The organism is Lentzea sp. NPDC055074, from assembly GCF_053608005.1.
In genome coordinates this window covers 209,528-227,120 of sequence record NZ_JBSGUQ010000006.1, presented here as the reverse complement: position 1 = coordinate 227,120, position 17,593 = coordinate 209,528, and the positions used below count along the sequence as shown (strand labels likewise).

At 69.9% G+C, this 17,593-nt stretch carries 18 protein-coding genes; 8 read left to right on the top strand and 10 right to left on the bottom strand.

What is annotated here, in order from left to right:
* Positions 1–238: 238 nt before the first annotated feature.
* Entirely contained in the window at positions 239–2,134 is a 1,896-nt protein-coding gene (gene typA, locus ACWF7A_RS16885; RefSeq protein WP_452251357.1) for a translational GTPase TypA, read from the bottom strand.
* A gap of 165 nt (positions 2,135–2,299) precedes the next feature.
* Here typA and ACWF7A_RS16880 point away from each other — a divergent pair, with 165 nt between their 5' ends.
* On the top strand, positions 2,300–2,455 hold the full coding sequence (locus tag ACWF7A_RS16880; RefSeq protein ID WP_162185756.1) for a hypothetical protein: 156 nt from the start codon (positions 2,300–2,302) through the stop codon (positions 2,453–2,455).
* The gene (locus ACWF7A_RS16875) at positions 2,452–3,312 is read left to right on the top strand and encodes a S41 family peptidase (protein WP_452251356.1); all 861 of its coding nucleotides are present in this window, start codon (positions 2,452–2,454) and stop codon (positions 3,310–3,312) included. The genes ACWF7A_RS16880 and ACWF7A_RS16875 overlap by 4 nt, the downstream gene beginning before the upstream one ends.
* Here the strand turns inward: ACWF7A_RS16875 and ACWF7A_RS16870 are convergent.
* Positions 3,309–3,611, bottom strand: coding sequence for a YciI family protein (locus ACWF7A_RS16870; RefSeq protein ID WP_452251355.1), 303 nt, complete (start codon positions 3,609–3,611; stop codon positions 3,309–3,311). The genes ACWF7A_RS16875 and ACWF7A_RS16870 overlap by 4 nt on opposite strands.
* Positions 3,612–3,788: 177 nt before the next feature.
* Here ACWF7A_RS16870 and trpS point away from each other — a divergent pair, with 177 nt between their 5' ends.
* The gene (gene trpS / locus ACWF7A_RS16865) at positions 3,789–4,712 is read left to right on the top strand and encodes a tryptophan--tRNA ligase (RefSeq protein ID WP_452251354.1); all 924 of its coding nucleotides are present in this window, start codon (positions 3,789–3,791) and stop codon (positions 4,710–4,712) included.
* Here trpS and ACWF7A_RS16860 read toward each other — a convergent pair.
* The 3 genes from ACWF7A_RS16860 to ACWF7A_RS16850 are packed head-to-tail and all read right to left on the bottom strand — an operon-like array spanning position 4,705 to position 7,454.
* A complete protein-coding gene (locus ACWF7A_RS16860) occupies positions 4,705–5,478 on the bottom strand; it encodes a (deoxy)nucleoside triphosphate pyrophosphohydrolase (protein WP_452251353.1) in 774 nt (257 codons plus the stop codon). The genes trpS and ACWF7A_RS16860 overlap by 8 nt on opposite strands.
* Before the next feature lie 9 nt (positions 5,479–5,487).
* Positions 5,488–6,744, bottom strand: coding sequence for a sensor histidine kinase (locus tag ACWF7A_RS16855; protein WP_452251352.1), 1,257 nt, complete (start codon positions 6,742–6,744; stop codon positions 5,488–5,490).
* Positions 6,741–7,454 carry a response regulator transcription factor gene (locus ACWF7A_RS16850; protein WP_452251351.1) on the bottom strand — a complete coding sequence of 238 codons (714 nt, stop codon included), beginning with the start codon at positions 7,452–7,454 and terminating at the stop codon, positions 6,741–6,743. The genes ACWF7A_RS16855 and ACWF7A_RS16850 overlap by 4 nt, the downstream gene beginning before the upstream one ends.
* Positions 7,455–7,609: 155 nt before the next feature.
* Here ACWF7A_RS16850 and ACWF7A_RS16845 point away from each other — a divergent pair, with 155 nt between their 5' ends.
* Genes ACWF7A_RS16845 through ACWF7A_RS16835 form a run of 3 tightly spaced genes read left to right on the top strand, consistent with a single transcriptional unit; the run spans position 7,610 to position 10,493 of the window.
* Positions 7,610–8,686 (top strand): LolA family protein, encoded by a 1,077-nt coding sequence (locus ACWF7A_RS16845; RefSeq protein ID WP_452251350.1) that lies wholly within the window; start codon positions 7,610–7,612, stop codon positions 8,684–8,686.
* Positions 8,683–9,687 (top strand): ABC transporter ATP-binding protein, encoded by a 1,005-nt coding sequence (locus tag ACWF7A_RS16840; protein ID WP_452251349.1) that lies wholly within the window; start codon positions 8,683–8,685, stop codon positions 9,685–9,687. The genes ACWF7A_RS16845 and ACWF7A_RS16840 overlap by 4 nt, the downstream gene beginning before the upstream one ends.
* On the top strand, positions 9,684–10,493 hold the full coding sequence (locus tag ACWF7A_RS16835) for an ABC transporter permease (RefSeq protein ID WP_452251348.1): 810 nt from the start codon (positions 9,684–9,686) through the stop codon (positions 10,491–10,493). The genes ACWF7A_RS16840 and ACWF7A_RS16835 overlap by 4 nt, the downstream gene beginning before the upstream one ends.
* A gap of 101 nt (positions 10,494–10,594) precedes the next feature.
* On the opposite strand, the gene ACWF7A_RS16830 is transcribed toward ACWF7A_RS16835, so the two are convergent.
* The 4 genes from ACWF7A_RS16830 to ACWF7A_RS16815 are packed head-to-tail and all read right to left on the bottom strand — an operon-like array spanning position 10,595 to position 14,888.
* Positions 10,595–11,344, bottom strand: coding sequence for an SDR family oxidoreductase (locus tag ACWF7A_RS16830; RefSeq protein ID WP_452251347.1), 750 nt, complete (start codon positions 11,342–11,344; stop codon positions 10,595–10,597).
* Positions 11,345–11,356: 12 nt separating this feature from the next.
* Positions 11,357–12,307 carry an ABC transporter ATP-binding protein gene (locus ACWF7A_RS16825; RefSeq protein ID WP_452251346.1) on the bottom strand — a complete coding sequence of 317 codons (951 nt, stop codon included), beginning with the start codon at positions 12,305–12,307 and terminating at the stop codon, positions 11,357–11,359.
* The gene (locus ACWF7A_RS16820; RefSeq protein WP_452251544.1) at positions 12,307–13,914 is read right to left on the bottom strand and encodes an ABC transporter permease; all 1,608 of its coding nucleotides are present in this window, start codon (positions 13,912–13,914) and stop codon (positions 12,307–12,309) included. The genes ACWF7A_RS16825 and ACWF7A_RS16820 overlap by 1 nt, the downstream gene beginning before the upstream one ends.
* Positions 13,890–14,888: a thiamine ABC transporter substrate-binding protein gene (locus tag ACWF7A_RS16815; protein ID WP_452251345.1), complete on the bottom strand. Its 999-nt coding sequence runs from the start codon at positions 14,886–14,888 to the stop codon at positions 13,890–13,892. Before ACWF7A_RS16815 ends, ACWF7A_RS16820 begins: the two co-directional genes overlap by 25 nt.
* A gap of 138 nt (positions 14,889–15,026) precedes the next feature.
* Between ACWF7A_RS16815 and ACWF7A_RS16810 the strand changes: the two genes are divergently transcribed.
* Entirely contained in the window at positions 15,027–15,320 is a 294-nt protein-coding gene (locus ACWF7A_RS16810; protein WP_452251344.1) for a 4a-hydroxytetrahydrobiopterin dehydratase, read from the top strand.
* A 59-nt stretch (positions 15,321–15,379) separates the two neighbouring features.
* A complete protein-coding gene (locus ACWF7A_RS16805; protein WP_452251343.1) occupies positions 15,380–16,363 on the top strand; it encodes a glycoside hydrolase family 88 protein in 984 nt (327 codons plus the stop codon).
* Here the strand turns inward: ACWF7A_RS16805 and ACWF7A_RS16800 are convergent.
* On the bottom strand, positions 16,280–17,494 hold the full coding sequence (locus ACWF7A_RS16800) for a mannosyltransferase (protein WP_452251342.1): 1,215 nt from the start codon (positions 17,492–17,494) through the stop codon (positions 16,280–16,282). The genes ACWF7A_RS16805 and ACWF7A_RS16800 overlap by 84 nt on opposite strands.
* Between the last annotated feature and the right edge of the window lie 99 nt (positions 17,495–17,593).

Here is a 17,593-nt window from a genome sequence, read left to right as displayed (position 1 = left end):
CCCAGGTTTTGTCACCCGCGCCACTAGAGGTGACGTGCCGCGCCGCCGCGGGGTTGCTCGCACGGTGGGTAGTACGGCTCACCTGGTCGGGTGGTTCGGTGCCGGAGCCGCCTGTTTCGCAGGCGTCGGAACGCGTGCGGCGGGTATCAGAGAGGCCATGAGCGCTTCGGGCCCCGGACACGACGAAGGGCGACCAGGCCACAGGCCCGGCCGCCCCCGTCAGGCGTTCACCTCGGCGTCAGCCGCGCGCCTTGAGACGCGAGCGCTCGCGGCCGCGCAGGTTCGCGTCCAGCGTGACCTTGCGGACGCGGATGACGTCCGGGGCCACCTCCACGCACTCGTCGGAGGCGCAGAACTCCAGCGCCTCCTCCAGCGAGAGCTTGCGGGGGCGGGCCAGGGTCTCCATCACGTCGGCCGTGGAGGAGCGCATGTTCGTGAGCTTCTTCTCGCGGGTGATGTTGACGTCGAGGTCCTCGGCGCGCGGGTTCTCGCCCACGACCATGCCCTCGTACGCGTCGGCACCCGGCTCGACGAAGAACGTGCCGCGGTCGGCCAGCTGGATCATCGCGTAGGCGGTGATGGAGCCGGTGCGGTCGGCGACCAGCGACCCGTTGTGGCGGGTGCGGATCTCGCCGGCCCAGGGCGCGTAGCCCTCGGAGACGGCGTTCGCGATGCCGGTGCCGCGGGTCTCGGTGAGGAACTCCGTGCGGAAGCCGATGAGGCCGCGCGACGGGACCACGTAGTCGAGCTTGATGCGGCCCGTGCCGTGGCCCGACATGTTCTCCATGCGGCCCTTGCGGTTCGCCAGCAGCTGCGTGACGGCGCCGAGGTGCTCCTCGGGGCAGTCGACGGACAGGCGCTCGAACGGCTCGTGGACCTTGCCGTCGACCGTGTGCGTGACCACCTGGGGCTTGCCCACGGTCAGCTCGAAGCCCTCGCGGCGCATCTGCTCGACCAGGATGGCCAGCGCCAGCTCACCGCGGCCCTGCACCTCCCAGGTGTCGGGACGCTCGGTCGGCAGGACCTTCACCGACACGTTGCCGACGAGCTCGGCGTCGAGACGGGCCTTGAGCACACGCGCGGTGAGCTTGGTACCACCGTTGCGACCGGCCAGCGGCGACGTGTTGACACCGACGGTCATCGAGATGGCCGGCTGGTCGACCGTGATCCGGGGCAGCGCCTCGGGGGTCTCGGCGTCGGCCAGCGTGTCACCGATGGTGATGTCGGCGATGCCGGCGATGGCGACCAGGTCGCCCGCACGGGCGGACTCGGCCGGAACGCGGTCCAGCGCCTCGGTGATGAGGAGCTCGGTGATGCGGACCTTGACGGGCTCGCCGTCCTCGCGGCACCAGGCCACGGTCTCACCCTTGCGCATCGTGCCCTGGTGGATGCGGCACAGCGCGATGCGACCGAGGAAGGTCGAGGCGTCGAGGTTGGTGACGAGCGCCTGCAGCGGCCCGTCCACGTCGACGTGCGGGGCGGGGATGTGGTCGAGCAGCACCTGGAACAGCGTGTCCAGGTTCTCCTCGTCCGGCAGGCCGCCGTCCTCGGGCTGCGTCAGCGACGCACGACCGGCACGCGCGGAGGCGTAGACGACCGGCAGGTCCAGCACGGACTCGTCGGCACCCACCTCGGTCGCGAGGTCGAGCAGCAGGTCGTGGGCTTCCTCGACGACCTCGGAGATCCGGGCGTCGGGGCGGTCGACCTTGTTGACGAGCAGGATCACCGGCAGACCGGCGGCCAGCGTCTTGCGCAGCACGAAGCGCGTCTGGGGCAGCGGGCCCTCGGAGGCGTCGACCAGCAGGACGACACCGTCGACCATGGACAGGGCACGCTCGACCTCACCACCGAAGTCGGCGTGGCCGGGGGTGTCGACAACGTTGATGATCACATCGCCGTCCGGCGTGTGCCGACGCACAGCCGTGTTCTTGGCGAGGATCGTGATGCCCTTCTCGCGCTCGAGCTCGCCCGAGTCCATGACCCGGTCGACGAGCTCGGCACGCGCGGAAAAGGCACCGGACTGGCGCAGCATGGCGTCGACCAGGGTGGTCTTACCGTGGTCGACGTGCGCGACGATCGCGACATTTCGCAGGTCAGTTCGCGTCTGAAGGGCAGACGCGGTGGCCGTGGGCACGCAGAACTCCTAGAGCTTCGAAGGCGTTGGAGGGGCTCGCGCCGGACACTTCGATGCGCAGGGCCGTTGCTGATACTACCGGCTGCGTCGCCATTACCACACAAGAGTGCCAGTGAAGTGAGCCTCACCTACTCTAGCGATACGTGTCGGAGTGGAGTCCAGCCTGTGGGTAAGAAGCTCAAGAAGAAGTGCTGCCGGTCGAAGCCCCAGTGCAAGCGCTGCCCGGTTCCGTTCCTGCTCAAGGAGCGTGACAAGGCCAGGAAGAAGGCCGCGAAGAAGGCGGCGAAGGCAGCCAAGAAGGCCCTGAAGAAGGCCGCTTGAGACCGGTCGCGGTGGGTGCCTACGTCGACGCGGCGCTAGGCCTTCTCGAGCGTCACTCGATCGAGAGCGCCGAGGCCGACTGGCCCGCATTACGTGCCGAAGCTCACGCCGCCACCGCCTCGGCGCGCGGTCCCGGGGACACCTACGACGCGATCCGTCACGTGATCGCCGCCCTCGGCAACCCGCACACCCACCTGATCACGGCCGAACGCGCGGCCTCACCACGGCGGCACGCCATGCCGACCGGTCGGTTGCTCGGAACGACCGGATGGTTGGTCCTGCCGCCGACGCACTCGCGCCACGGGCGCGCCTATGTCACGGCGGGCCTGAGGGCGTTGAGACAGCTGATCGCGACACGACCGACGGGGTGGGTGGTCGACCTGCGCGGCAACGGCGGCGGCGACATGCACCCGATGCTCACCGTGGTCGCCCCGCTGCTCGGCGAGGGCGAACGAGGCAGGTTCGTCGGCCCGCACGGCTCCACGGGCTGGGGTGTCCGGCGCGGCCACGTCTACAACGGCGACCGGACGGCGTACCGGTGGCGCCGGATCCCGGCGGCCCGCACCGAACCGGTCGCGGTGCTCACCGACCACCGCACGGCGAGCTCGGGCGAAGCGGTGCTGATCTCGTTCCTCGGCGGCACCGGCACGAGGACCTTCGGCACGGCGACCGCCGGCTACGCCACGGCGAACCGGTCGTTCCCCCTGCCCGACGGCGCGCGGCTCGCGATCACGACGGCGGTCATGGCCGACCGGACCGGCCGGACGTACGGCAACGTCCCGGTCGTCCCGCAGGCAGTCGTCGACGGCGACGCGCTCACAGCGGCGATCGAGTGGCTCTCCCGCGAGGGGCGCTAGGGCTGCAGCACCGCCTCGTTCAACTTCAACAGCTCCGGTGCCGTACGAGTCGCCTCGAACTCGCAGATCTCGTACTTCACCAGCTTCTGCTCGGCCCAAGGATCCGTGGCGAGCAGCGCTTCGAGCTTGCCCCGGGGCATGGGCCGCGTGATGATCACGCCGCCCGTCCTCGGCACCTGACGCCCCGAGGCGAGGAAGAGCCCTCGCTCGTATTGCTTCTCGACCCACTCGCGGTGGTCGGGGAGGGCGTAGTCGATCTGTTCCAGTGGCGCGGCGTACTTCAGCAGCACGATGAACATGCTTTGACGGTAGCCCTATACTGACGATCGTGCGCACTCTCAACGCCTTCTGGTGGGCCGCTTTCAGGCGGCCGGAGTAGCAGCGCGCAGACACCACTGACGCGACACGCGGGCCGCCCGGACGGGCGGCCTTTTTGATGCGTTCCGGACGGGTGGTCCCTCACGAAGGGACGAACCATGATCCGGCTCTCGGCCATCACCCCCTCCGGCCAGGTCCACCTCGGCAACTACCTCGGCGCGCTGCGCACGTGGGCCGCGGAGGGCACCGACGAGGACGTGTACTTCATCAGCGACCTGCACGCGATGACGTCGTCGCACAACCCGCAACGACTGCGATCCATGACGCGGGAGCAGCTCGCGGTGCTCGTCGCGTCCGGCATCGATCCCGCCAGCGTCTGCGTGCAGAGCGACCTGATCCGTGAGCTGGGAGCGCTCAACTGGGTCCTGGAGTGCACCTGCACGTACGGGGAGGCGGCGCGGATGATCCAGTTCAAGGAGAAGTCGCTCGGGCGCGAGTCGGTGCGGCTGAGCCTGCTGACCTATCCGGTGCTGATGGCCGCGGACATCCTCCTGCAGGGCACGGCGGAGGTGCCGGTCGGCGAGGACCAGCTGCAGCACGTCGAGCTGGCCCGTGCGCTCGCCCGGCGGTTCAACCACGCCTACGGCGACGCGTTCATCGTGCCCACCGCGGTGGTGCCGAAGGTAGGGGCGCGCATCAAGGACCTCTCGGACCCGACGCGCAAGATGGACAAGTCGGCGCAGAGCTCCGCCGGCGTCGTCTTCGTGCTCGACGAGCCGGACCTGGTGCGGCGCAAGGTCCGCAGGGCCTTCTCGTCGATCGAGGGCATCGCGAACCTGACCGAGATCCTCGCCTCCTGCACCGGCAAGGAGCCCGAGGACTACACGTCCCGGTTCGCCGACCTGAAGAACGTCGTGGCCGAAGCGGTGATCGAGGAGCTGCGGCCGGTGCGCGACCGCACGCTGGAGCTCCTCGCCGACCCCGCGGAGCTGGACCGGATCAGGCAGGAGGGCGCGGAACGTGCTCGCGAGCGGGCGCAGCACCGGCTGAACGCGGCGCTGCGCCTGTCCGGGCTCAGTTGAGGAGCTCCTGAAGGGCCGGCACCAGCACTCGGTCGGCGGGCAGCCAGTCCAAGCCGGGCAGCTCGCCGGCGGTGAGCCACCGGACGGCGTTGTGCTCCAACGCCTCCGGCTCACCGTCGGCGAGCTCCGCGGCGAAGATCCGCAGCACCAGGTCGCGTTTCACCGGCACGTCCGGCCCCACCTGCTCGCCGACGACGACGGAGACACCCATCTCCTCCACGCACTCGCGCACCAGCGCGTCCGCGGGCTTCTCGCCGGGCTCGACCCGGCCGCCGGGCAGTTCCCACTGTCCCGCATGGCTTTCCGGGTAGGAACGCTGCTGCGCCAGCAACCGTCCATCCCGGACGATCGCCGCCCCGACGACGACCCGCGCCGCCGACAGCTCCGAGCACCGCCGGGTGAGCAACGCCGAGCGCTTCTCCAGCACCCGCAACGCCACCCCGCGCGCGACCGTGACGTCCGCGAACCGCCCGACGACACCGCGGACCGAGGTCCACGAGACGCGGTCGACCACCATCGTCCCGGCCCCGGTCACCACGAGATCCGTGTGCAGCTCCAGGAAGTCACCGGCCGCGGACACACCGGACAGGTCGGCGCGGGTCACCGAGAGCCGGACCCCGAACGGCCCGGTGAGCACATCTCCCACGCACAGCAGGGAACCCGGGGCCTTCACCCCGGACCCCGCGATCAGCGACGTGTCCAGCAGGGCACCCGCCACCACGGAAACTGGCGCGTCGACCAGTGCCGACGCTCGCAACTCTGGCACCAGAGCTTGCTACCAGGACGGCCAGCGGATCTCCAAACGAGCACCCCCGGCGGGGGACTCCGCGGCACGCACCGTCCCGCCCCGCCGCTGCACGAGGTGCGACACCAGGGCCAGCCCCAGCCCGAACCCGCCGGAGCGCCGCCCGCGGTCCTCCTCCACCCGGTAGAACCGGTCGAACACCTTCGTCCGGTGTTCGAGAGGGATCCCGTGCCCGTCGTCGTCCACGATCAGCCGCACGTCCCGGCCGACCGGCACGAGCGTCAGCGTGATCGTCGAGTACGCGTACCGGGCGGCGTTGCGCAGCAGGTTGTCGAGCACCAGCTCGACCTCGGACCGCGTCGCCGACACCAGGCAGGCCGACGGCGGCGCGGTGAGGCGCACCAGCAGCTCCGTGTCCAGCCGGGTGATCGCCGCCTCGGCCTCCAGCACCAGGTCGACGGCCTCGGCACGGGGCGGTGCCGCCGTGTCCGCACGCGCCAGGATCAGCAACGACTCCACCAGAGCGCTGAGCCGGATCGACTCCTCGACCACGGACTCCAGCACCTCGATGGAGAAGTCGGGGTCCGGGTGCGCCACCGCGACCTCGGCCTGCGCCCGCACGGACGCGACCGGCGACCGGAGCTCGTGCGCCGCGTCCCCGGTGAAGCGCCGCAACCGGTCCGAGGCCTCGTCGCGCCGCGCCAGCAACGCGTTCAGCGCCTCGGCCAGCGCCTGCAGCTCGTCCCGCGAAGGCGGCACGGGCAGCCGTTCCCCGTGCGGCAGCTCCCCCGCCGCGACCCTCATCCGTTCGACCGGCCGCAACGACGACCGCACCGAGAGCCACGTCGCGATCCCGACCAGCCCGGCCACCAGCACCGCGGCGAACGCCAGCCAGCGCGTGCCGAGCGTGTTCGCGTTCTCGTACCCGAGCAACGTGCTGCCGTACACCTCCAGGCGCGGCGTCCCGTCCGCCGAGAACACGACCTGGCCCCGGTAGCGCAGCGCGGACTCGCCCTCCATCCGCAGCACGGGCTCGCCGGACCGCAGCGTCCGGATGTCCTGCTCCGTCAACGGAAGCGGCGGCTTGCCGTCCACCGGCGTCCCGGACACGTCCAGCACCCGCGGCTCCGACTTCGCGAGCTCCTGGTCGACCGCCGTGATCTGGATCAGGCCGATCAACGCGGGTGCGAGGCCGGTGAACGCCAGCAGGCACAGCAGCGCGACCCCGGTGGCCACGACGGTGATGCGGAAGCGCAGCGAGCGCCGCAACCACCAGCCAGGGCTCACTTGTTCCCCAGCGCGCTGTCCAGGTCCGGGGTGGACGCGATGTACCCGTGCCCGCGGATGGTCCGCACGACCTCGCCGGCTCCCACGGCCTCCAGCTTGCGCCGCAGGTACCCGACGTAGACCTCGACGGCGTTGCGGGTCGCGGCCTGCTCGTCGCCCCAGACGGTCCGCAGCAGCTCGTCCTTCGTCACCACGGACCCCGCGCGCGACGCCAGCACGTCGAGCACCGCGTACTCGCGCGGCGAGAGCGACACGTCCTGCCCGCCCCAGCTGACCTCGCGCAGTCCGCGGTCGATGACCAGGTGTCCCAGCGTGAGCTTCCGGCGTGCCCCACCACCGCGCCGCAGCAACGCCCTGACCTGCGCCACCAGCACCACGAAGCTGAACGGCTTCACGAGGTACCCGTCGGCGCCGAGGTCGAGGCCGTCGGCCTGGTCGATCTCGCCGTCCTTGGCGGAGACCATCAGCACGGGCGTGCGCACCCCGTCGGCCCGCATGCGCTGCAGCACGCGGTAGCCCGACAGGCCGGGCAGCATGATGTCGAGCAGCACCACGTCGAACGCGCCGGTCAACGCGACCCGCAGCGCCGTGGGCCCGTCGGACGCGGTGACGACCTCCATGCCCTCGGCGGAGAGGCCGCGCTCCAAGGCCCGGCGCACGCCGACTTCGTCGTCCACGACCAGCACTCGAGGCTTCACGACACACAGCATGCCGCGCGGGACTCCCCGCCGCGCGCAAGATCTCAGCCGACTCTCAGAAAGCACCTCACCACGAGCGGAAAACCGCAGGTAGAAGTAGTCTCAGCACCATCTCAGCAACCCACCACCAAGCTGTGAGTACAAGCCCTTGGAGGAGGGGACCACTGATGAACAAGCGAAAGGTGACCCTGGTCGCTGCGGCGACCGGTGTGGTCACCGGTGTGGCAGGCCTGAGCCTGCTCGCCATGCCAGCGGGTGCGGGCCAGCCGCCATCACTCCCGGACGTGTCCGCGGAGTCACTCGTGCAACAGGTGCTGACGAGCAAGCCGGGTGCGTTCGGCGGGACCGTGGAGGTCGACAACAAGCTCGGTCTCCCGGCGATCTCGCAGATCCCGCAGCTCGCCGACGGCAAGCACAGCGCCCGGATCTGGACGGACGGCAACGGCAAGTTCCGCGCCGCCCTGCCGAACGGGCAGTCCGAGCAGACCATCGTCAACGACGGCAAGACCACGTGGTCCTGGAACTCGCAGGACAACGAGGTCACCAAGGCCGAGCACAAGGACGAGCCGAAGGCCGATAAGCCGGAGAAGGCCGAGTCGGTCGACCCGGCGACCGCCGCCAAGCAGGTCGTCGAGATGACCAGGGAGTTCAGCGAGATCTCCGTCGACGGCACCGCGCGAGTCGCGAACCGTGCCGCCTACGAGCTCGTGCTGACCCCGAAGGCCAGCGAGAAGACCCTGGTCCGCGAGGTGCGGATCGCGGTCGACTCCGAGCTGAAGATGCCGCTGCGCGTCGCCGTTCTCACCAACGGCACGGCCGAGCCCGCGGGCACGGTCGGCTTCAGCGAGATCAACGTCGGCCCGCAGGACCCGAAGCTCTTCGAGTTCACGCCGCCGGCGCAGGCCAAGGTCACCACGCCGGAGGCCAAGGAGGAGAAGCAGGGCCGCGACCAGAGGCCGGAGCTCGGCTTGGAGCAGGCGCTGCAGGGCAAGGACCCGCAGATCTTCGGCACGGGCTGGGACACGGTCGTCGGCGCACGCATTCCGGCCGAGGCCATGACCCAGGTGCCCGCCGAGGCGCAGGGCCTGGTCGACAAGTTCACCAAGAAGGTCAGCGGCGCCTGGGGTAGCGGTCAGATCTTCACCACGAAGGTCGCCACGATCCTGATCGCCGACGACGGCCGCGTGGTCGCGGGCGCCGTGCCCGAGCAGGTCCTGTTCGACACGATCGGACAGGTGAAGTGACCACCTCGACCAGCGCGCCGGTGACAGCGCCTTCCAAGACCGCTGTCGCCGCGCGGACCAAGGGACTGCGCAAGGAGTACGGGAGCACGGTCGCCGTGGACCGCGTCGACCTCGAGCTGCCTGAAGGTGCCGTGCTCGGCATGCTGGGGCCCAACGGGTCCGGCAAGACGACCACGATCCGGATGCTGCTCGGGTTGGTCCGCCCCACGCAGGGGGAGATCGAGCTGCTCGGCAGGCCGCTTCCAGAGGGAGCCGAGAAGTCGCTGCCGCACGTGGGCGCGCTGGTCGAGGGTCCGGGGTTCCACCCGTTCCTGAGCGGGCGGGAGAACCTCGTCAGGTGTGCCGCGTTCGAACCTCTGCTGCCGAGCAAGGAGATCAAGCAGGCGGTCGAGGACGCCATCGAACGCGTCGGGCTCGCCCAGGCGGCCCACCGCAGGTACCGGGGGTACTCGCTCGGCATGAAGCAACGTCTCGGCCTGGCCGCGGCGTTGCTCGTGCCGCGCAAGCTCGTCGTCCTCGACGAGCCGACCAACGGCCTCGACCCGGCCGGCACGCGGGAGATCCGCAAGATCATCGCGGACCTGCACGCGGCCGGCAGCACGGTGCTGGTGTCGAGCCACCTGCTCAGCGAGGTCGAGGCGACGTGCACGCACGTCGCCGTGCTGCACCGCGGAACCGTGGTGGCACAGGGAGAGCTGACCGAACTGCTGCAGGCGGGCGGTTCGGCGCTCCAGGTGATCACGCCGGACGTCGAGAGCGCGTTGAGCGCGTTGCGACAGGCCAAGATCTCCGCACGACCGCTCAGCGACGGCCTCCGGGTCGAGCTCGCCGGGACGAGCGCGCCGCAGGTGATTGAGACCCTGGTCAAGGGCGGCGCCCGCGTCTTCGAGGCGACGCGCTGGAAGACCGGTCTGGAGGAGCTGTTCGCACGGCTCACCGAGGCCGAGGAGGCCGAGCGCGGAATGTCCGCTGTGGACACTCTGGACGGGGGACGCCGATGATCACGCGTCAGTTCGGCTCCGAGGTGCGCTGGATGCTGCGCCGGCCGCGGACCCTCATCGGGTTGTTCGGCCTGATCCTCGTCCCGATCATCATCAGCTTCGGCATCTGGACCGCCGGCTCCGACGAGGGTGGCGGCGGGCCTCCCGGCCTCGGCGCGATCCTGCAGGGCAACGGCATGGTCGTGCCGATCTTCACCTTGTTCCTGTCGCTCAACCTGTTGCTGCCGCTGGTGGCGTCGATCTGGGCGGCGGACGGCCTCGCGGGCGAGGCCCAGCACGGCACGTTGCGCGGCCTGCTGGTCGCGCCGGTGTCCCGCGTGCGGCTGCTGTTCGTGAAGCTGTTCGGCCTCACCGCGATGTCGTTGTTCGCCGTCACGCTGATGGCCGTCGTCGGCATCATCGCGGGCACGGCGTTCCTCGGCACCGACGGCATGATGACGTTGTCCGGCACCACGCTCTCCTTCGCGGAGGGTCTGCTGCGCATCGGGTTGTTCATCCTGCTGGTGACGTTCCAGATGGTCGCGATCGGCGCGGTCGCCCTCGCCGTCTCGTCCACGACCGAGCACCCGCTGGTGGTGCAGGCGGCGACGATGACGACGATCATCGTGTTCCAGGTGCTGGGGCAGTTCTCGTCGCTGGACTGGCTGCACCCGTTCCTGATCACCACCGGGTTCCCGGGGCTGATCGACGTGATGCGCGACCCGATCCCGTTGGGGCAGATCGGTGACAGCACGTTGCTGGCCGGCTGCTACCTGCTGATCGGTGTCGGGCTCGCGGCGATGCGGCTGGTCACGAAGGACAGCTAGCACCGTGGCCTGAACCGTCGCCGAGCGAGTTCCCGGTTAGGCGGGTGCCGCGAGGCATCCTGCTGAGCGTGAGTTCACCGCCGACGTTTCAGGTCGCGGCGCTAACGCCGGAAGCCGCCCTCGCTGTTCAGCACCTGGCCGGTGATCCACGCGCCGTCGTCGGTGCAGAGCCAGGAGATCAGCCGGGCGGCGTCGTCCGGCCGGCCCCAGCGCTTCGCCGGCATCCGCTCGTTCACGAACTCGGTGAGCTCCGGCCCCGCCCACCCCGTGTCGGTGGGGCCGGGGTTCACCGCGTTGACGGTGATGCCCCGGTCCGCCAGCTCGTGCGACAACGTCGCCACGATCGCCGCCAGCGCGCCCTTCGACGCCGCGTAGGCGATCTCCCCAGGCATCGGGCCGAGGTTCTGGCCGGAGGTCAGGAACACGATCCGCCCACCATCGGTCCTGTTCCAGTGCCGGGCAAACGCTTTCGCGAGCAGGATCGACGACCGCGTGTTGATGGCGTAATGCTCGTCGAGCATCGCCGCGTCGACGTCGGCCAACGAGCCGTCGCCGCCGTCGCGCGCGTGGTTGCAGATCAGCACGTCGACGCGGCCGTACGCATCGACGGCGGCGTCCATCAGCAGGTCCGCCGCGTCCGGCTCCGAGAGATCCATGCCGAAGGAACTGGCGCCGAACTCGCCCATGATCTGGCGGACCGGGTCGTCACTCCACGGCGGATCGACCGGGTGGTAGTAGTGCAGGAACAGCTCCGCTCCCAGGCCGGAAAGCCTGGAAGCGATGGCGTATCCGATGCCTTCACGCCGGCTCACACCCGTGACGAGCGCGACGCGTCCCCCAAGTTGGCTCATAGGCCCTACTGCCTACCCGACGACCGCGACGCCGTCCAAGTCAATTGCGAGCCGCACGCGGTCTCCCACGGACACCGGACCGACGGCCTCGTACTCCTCGCCGCCGATCTCCACGAGCAGCCGCACGTGGTCGCGCCGGTGCACCCGCTCCAGCACCGTGCCCTCCATCAGCCCGTCGGAGTCGACCCGCAACGCCGTGGCGCGCAGCCCGACCCGCTCGACGTCGAGGCCCACGAACGAGCCCGGCACGAACTTGTTGCACCCCAGGAACTTCGCGGTCCCCACGTCGACGGGTGACGACCACACCTCGGCCGGCGGACCGACCTGGACGATCCGGCCGCGCGACATGATCGCCACGCGGTCGGCCAGCGTGAAGGCCTCGTCGTGGTCGTGCGTCACGACCAACGCCGTCGTCGCGGCCTCGCGCAGCAGCCGGGCCAGGTCGACCGCGAGCTGTTCGCGCAACGCGCGGTCCAGCGCCGACAGCGGTTCGTCCATCAGCAGCAACCGCGGCGAGGGAGCCAGAGCCCGTGCCAGCGCGACGCGTTGCTGCTCGCCACCGGACAGCTGCGTCACGCGGCGGTCGGCATACCCTTCCAGCCCCACGAGCTCCAGCAGCGACAGCACGCGCTTGTCCCGCGCCTCGCGCTCGACCTTCTGCATCCGCAGGCCGAACGCCACGTTCCCGGCGACCGTCCGGTGCGGGAACAGCTGCCCGTCCTGGAAGACCAGCCCGAACTCGCGCCGGTGCACCGGGACGCCGGCCAGGTCGGCGGCATCCCACCGCACGGCGCCGGAGGAGGGCTTCTCCAGCCCCGCGACCGCGCGCAGCAACGTCGACTTGCCGCACCCCGACGGTCCGAGCAACGCGACGACCTCGCCGTCCGCCACCGAGAGCGACACGTCCGACACCGCCGCCGTCCGTCCATAGCGGACGGTGATCGAGTCCAGTTCCAGTGCCATCAGAACTCCCCGCTGCTCGGCACGCGCAACCGTTCGATCAGCAGCACGCACCCGACCGTCACGACCATCAGCAGCGCGCACGCCGCGTAGGCCATCTGGCTGTTCAACTCCCCCGGCCGCGACATCAGCCGCGCGATCACCACCGGCAACGTCGGCGCGTCCGGCCTCGCCAGGAAGCTCGTCGCCCCGAACTCCCCCAGTGCCACCACGTACCCGAACCCGGCCGCCGCGGCCAGCGTTCGCCCGGCCAGCGGCAGGTCCACCTCCCGCCAGACCCGCGACGGCGAGGCACCCAGCGTCGCCGCCGCCTGCCGCAGCCGTTCGTCGACGGCCCGCAGCACCGGCAGCACCATCCTCACGATCAACGGCGTCACCACCAGCGCCTGCGCCAGCGGCACCAGCATCGGCGACGTGCGGAAGTCGCCCGGCAGCGCGTCCATCGTGATCAGGTAACCGAAGCCGACCGTCACCGCGGACACCCCGAGCGGCAGCATCAACGCGGTGTCGAGCACCTCGGCGACCCGCGCGCCGGACCGCCGCAGCCCGACCAGCACCACGGCCGAGAACACCCCGACCACCAGCGCCACCAGCGTCGCGTCGAAGGCCGTCCGCAGCGAGTTCACCGCGGCGTCGATCCCGGTCACCGCCAGCGTGCCGCGGTCGCCGCGGGTGTTCAGGGCCACGTACCCGGCGAAGCTCCAGCCGTCCCGTGTGGACAGTGACCGGGTCACCAGCCCGACCACCGGCGTCAGCAACGCCGCCACGACGGCGAACGCGGCGGCCACGACGTACCACTCGCCGCCGGTCGGCCGTCGCGCCAGCTCCTCCCTGCCCCGCAACGCCAGCGCGGTCTCGCGGCGGCGCCGGGCCAGCGCGCCCAGCACCAGCACCGCGAGCACGGCGGCGAACTGCAGCAGCGACAACGCCGCCGCCCCGGACAGGTCGAACAGCTCGACCGTGCGCAGGTAGATCTCGGTCTCCAGCGTCCGGTACCGCGACCCGCCCAGCACCAGCACGACGCCGAAACTTGTGGCGCAGAACAGGAACACGACCGCCGCGGCCGACCCGATCGCCGGTGCCAGCGCCGGCAGCACGACCGAGACGAACGCCCGCGGCCGCGAGGCACCGAGAGCCCGGGCCGCGTCCTCGGCGCGTCGATCCGTGTGCGCCCACAGCCCGCCGACGGTCCGCGCGACCACGGCGACGTTGAAGAACGCGTTGGCGAGAACGATCGGCAGCACGCCGCCGTCCGGCCAGAACGTCCGGAAGGCCAGGCCCACCACCACGGTCGGCAGCACGAACGGCACCATCACGGCGGCCCGGACCAGCCCGAGCCCGCGAATCCGGCACCGCGCGAGCACGAACGCCAGCGGCATCCCGGCGACGACCGCCACGACCGTCGACGCCAGTGCCTGCCCCAGCGTGAACCCGACCAGCTCCCAGGTGTCGCCCTCGAAGAGCACGGAGAGGACGCCGCCCTCGCGCAGGCCCAGCGACACGATCGCCAGCACGGGCCACGCGAAGAACAGTCCGAGGAAGGCCAGCGGCAGCAGCGCCGCCGCCGACCACCCGGTGCGGGAGCTCAGCCCTGCACGAGCTTGCGCCACTGCTCGACCCACGCTTCGCGGTTGTCCTTCACCTTGTCCGCGGGCAGCGACTGCGGCGAGGACGGCAGCGGGGCGTCCTTGGCCCACGACTCGGGCAGCGCGACGCCCTCACGTGACGGGTAGACGTACATCTGCTCGGCCACCTGGGCCTGGAACTTCTCGCCCAGCAGGAAGTCGAGGACCTTCTGCGCGTCCGACGGGTTCTTGGCGCCCGTCAGCACGCCCGCGTACTCGACCTGGCGGTAGCAGGTGTCGAGCACGGCCTTGGTCTTGCCGCCCTCGGCCGACGGCGACGACGCGTACGACACGACGATCGGCCGGTCGCCCTTGGTGGCGGAGAACTCCTGGTTGTAGGCCTCTTCCCAGCCGCTCACGACCTTGACGCCGTTGGCCTTGAGCTTGGTCCAGTACTCCTGCCAGCCGTTCTCGCCGTACTTGGCGATCGTGCCGAGCAGGAACGCGAGACCGGGCGAGGACGTGGCCGGGTTCTCGACGACCAGCTTGTCCTTGAACCGCGGGTCGACCAGGTCGTCGTACGACTTCGGCTCGACGCCGCCGAGCTTGGCAGGGTCGATGTTCAGGCACACGTCACCGACGTCGACGGCCTGGAGCCGGTTCGAGTCGTCGGCCTTGTACCGCTGGGCGCCCTTCGAGGCCTCCGGCGAGGCGTACTCGGCGAACACGCCCTCGCTCAAGGCACGCGAGGCGAACGTCGAGTCGACGCCGAACGCGACGTCGCCGATCGGGTTCGCCTTGGTGAGCACCAGCTTGTTCGTCAGCTCGCCCGCGTCCCCGCTCGCGAGCTGCTTCACGGTGATCCCGGAGGACTTCTGGAACTCCTCCAGCACCTCCGGCTTCACCACGAACGAGTCGTGGGTCACCAGCGTGACCTCGTGCGACTGCGGTGCGGTCGACGTCCCGGCCGAACACCCGGCCAGCACGAGAGCAGCACAAACAGCGAAAATCCTTCTCACGTCAAATCTCTCCCTACGCCGGTATGACCCGGATCAGGTGGACGGTCGAGGGCTTGCGAGCCCTCCTCTCAGCCCGGCGCTTCACCGGACTCCCGTGGCAAACGCGCAGCTTACGTGACGTGGTGGGACGATCAGGACATGGCCGAGCTGTTGAGCGACGATCAGTTGAACGACGTGCTGCCCAAGCTGCCCGACTGGACCGCCCAGGACGCGGCGCTGGTCCGGACCGTGGAGCTGGCGAGCTTCTCCCACGCGATCATGGTCGTGAACCGGATCGCGGAGATCGCGGAGAACGACAACCACCACCCGGACATCGACATCCGTTACAAGACACTGACATTTCGCCTGAGCACGCACTTCAAGGGAGGAATCACCGCCCTCGACGTGACTCTCGCCGAAGAGATCGACGGAGTCCTGGACGCGATGAGCTGATTCGGTCAAGATGTGCGCTGCCGCCGCCCGCGGACAGGAGAGGGAACACCCTCATGCGGTTGCGCACATCACTTTTCGTCGTCCTTCTGACCGGGACTCTCACCGCGACTCCGGCCGGTGCGAACGCCGTACCGTGTGCCGTGACGGACGCGATGATCAAGGCCAGTGCCACCTGGGTCACCAAGGGCTCCGACCTCGCGGCGAACACCTGGTCCAACGCGGGCTTCCACGTCGGCAACCTCGCCCAGGTGCGGACCACCGGCATCAGCAACCACAAGACGTGGCCGTGGGTGCAGGCGAACTCCTACCTGCTGCCGGTCGACCCCGCGAACCCCTTCGCCCCGGACGCGCAGGCGACCGGCGAGCCGTACCTCGACGTGGCGTACTTCCACCCGGAGCCAGAGGTGCTGCAGCCGTTGCGCGACAACCTGCACGCCCAGGTGAAGGACGGGAGGACGAACCACTGGCGTTCACCGGACGCGCTGAACATGGCGCTGCCGTCGTTCACGCGCGTCGCCTTGGCGGACGACGACCAGGCGATGCTCGACTACTCGTTCACGTCCTACCGCAGCCTGAAGGCCAGGACGTTCAACGAGTTCACGGGCCTGTGGAGCCTGAACGCGCAGACGAACGGCTGGGCCGTGCAGGGCCTGGCCAAGGCGATGCTCGCGCTCCCGGCCGACCACCGCTACCGCGCCGAGTACGCCAAGACGCTGGCCAAGAGCCTCAAGACGCTCAAGTTCCTGCAACGCCACGACGGCTTCTGGGGCGCTACGGGCAAGGACTCGGCGGCCACCGCGATGATCACCTACGCGATCGCGGCGGGCATCAACGCGGGCGTGCTCGACCGAGCCACCTACCTGCCGCATGCGCAGAAGGGCTGGCAGGCGTTGCTGACCGCGCTCGACGCCGACGGACTGCTCGGCTGGACCGCGGCCCGCAACTCCTGGAAGCCCGCGTCAGCCGGCGACTCGGCTGGGTTCGCCGTCGGGAGCTTCCTCATCGCCGGGCAGCAGCTCGTTCCGCTCACGCCTGGTTGCTAGCCCGATGGCGACCAGCGTGAGCATGCCCGCGGCGGGATAGCCCCACCCGAGCAGCACGAAGATCCACGGTCGCGGGAAGTCCCAGATGTTCGGCTGGGCGAGCAGCAGGAACGAGATCAGGTAGCCGCCGGTCAGCAGCACCCACAGGCCGGCGGTGATCTTGCACAGCAGGTGGCCGCCCTCGTAGACCAGCCACAGGAGGGCGGGCACCATCCACACCCAGTGGTGGCTCCACGAGATCGGCGAGACGAGCAGGCCGAGCATCTGGACGCTGACGATCAACGCCAGCACGTCCTTGGTCCTGCTGACGGCGAACCACGTGAGCGCGGCCGCGACGAGCACCGCGACGATGTAGATCGGCCCGGTCTTCACGTCGTGACCGACCGTGCGGCTCAACGCTCCGCGCAGTGACTGGTTGATGGCGCTGCCGACCGGACCGACGCGGCTCGCGTCACCGAGCAGCTGGAACCAGAACTTGTCCGACTGCGACGGTGAGATGGCCCAGCCGATGCCGTACACCACGACAAAAGCGACGAACGACCACACAGCGGCCATCCAGCGGCGCTGGATCAGGAAGTACAGCCCCGAGATCGCGGGCGTGAGCTTGATGCCGGCGGCGAAACCCACACCGGCTCCCCCGACCCAGTTGCGCGCGCTCGCGAGCGTGCCGATCAGGATCGCGACCAGCACCAGGTTGATCTGGCCGTAGTTCAGCGTGGTGCGGACCGGCTCGATCCACAACGTCAGCGCGGTCCACATCATGGCGCGGCGCGGGTCCTGGAGCTTCAGCAGCTTCAGGCTGGTGCGCACGATGAAGTAGAGGCACCCCAGGCAGATCAGCTGCCAGATCCAGCGCGACGCCTCCCACGGCACCCAGCTCATCGGCGTGAAGATCGCGGCCGCGAACGGCGGGTAGGTGAACGGCAGCGGGAACACGTCCGCGTACTGGTCGAGCCGCCACTCGTACAGGTCGCCGGAGAACAGGTGCGGCGACCCGTTGCGGTAGACCAGCAGGTCGATCATGGTCATCTTCGTCTGGAACGCGACCATGAACAGGTGCCCGAGCACCGACAAACCGAACAGCCACGGCGCTACGGAGAGCACTCGCGCTTCCACAGCACGGAGTTTCACCCCGAAAACGTTACCCGAGGCAACGAACTGGGGTACCCCGGCGTCATAAGGACGGGAGAGATCGCAAGAGGGAGTTTTTCTGATCATGTCTGTTGATCT

Bases quoted from the DNA above. Each gene is read 5' to 3' on its own strand.
- ACWF7A_RS16870 (WP_452251355.1), bottom strand. From the start codon at position 3,611: ATGTTCATCGTGCTGCTGAAGTACGCCGCGCCACTGGAACAGATCGAC.
- trpS (WP_452251354.1), top strand. From the start codon at position 3,789: ATGATCCGGCTCTCGGCCATCACCCCCTCCGGCCAGGTCCACCTCGGC.
- ACWF7A_RS16850 (WP_452251351.1), bottom strand. From the start codon at position 7,454: ATGCTGTGTGTCGTGAAGCCTCGAGTGCTGGTCGTGGACGACGAAGTC.
- ACWF7A_RS16845 (WP_452251350.1), top strand. From the start codon at position 7,610: ATGAACAAGCGAAAGGTGACCCTGGTCGCTGCGGCGACCGGTGTGGTC.
- ACWF7A_RS16835 (WP_452251348.1), top strand. From the start codon at position 9,684: ATGATCACGCGTCAGTTCGGCTCCGAGGTGCGCTGGATGCTGCGCCGG.
- ACWF7A_RS16830 (WP_452251347.1), bottom strand. From the start codon at position 11,344: ATGAGCCAACTTGGGGGACGCGTCGCGCTCGTCACGGGTGTGAGCCGG.
- ACWF7A_RS16825 (WP_452251346.1), bottom strand. From the start codon at position 12,307: ATGGCACTGGAACTGGACTCGATCACCGTCCGCTATGGACGGACGGCG.
- ACWF7A_RS16810 (WP_452251344.1), top strand. From the start codon at position 15,027: ATGGCCGAGCTGTTGAGCGACGATCAGTTGAACGACGTGCTGCCCAAG.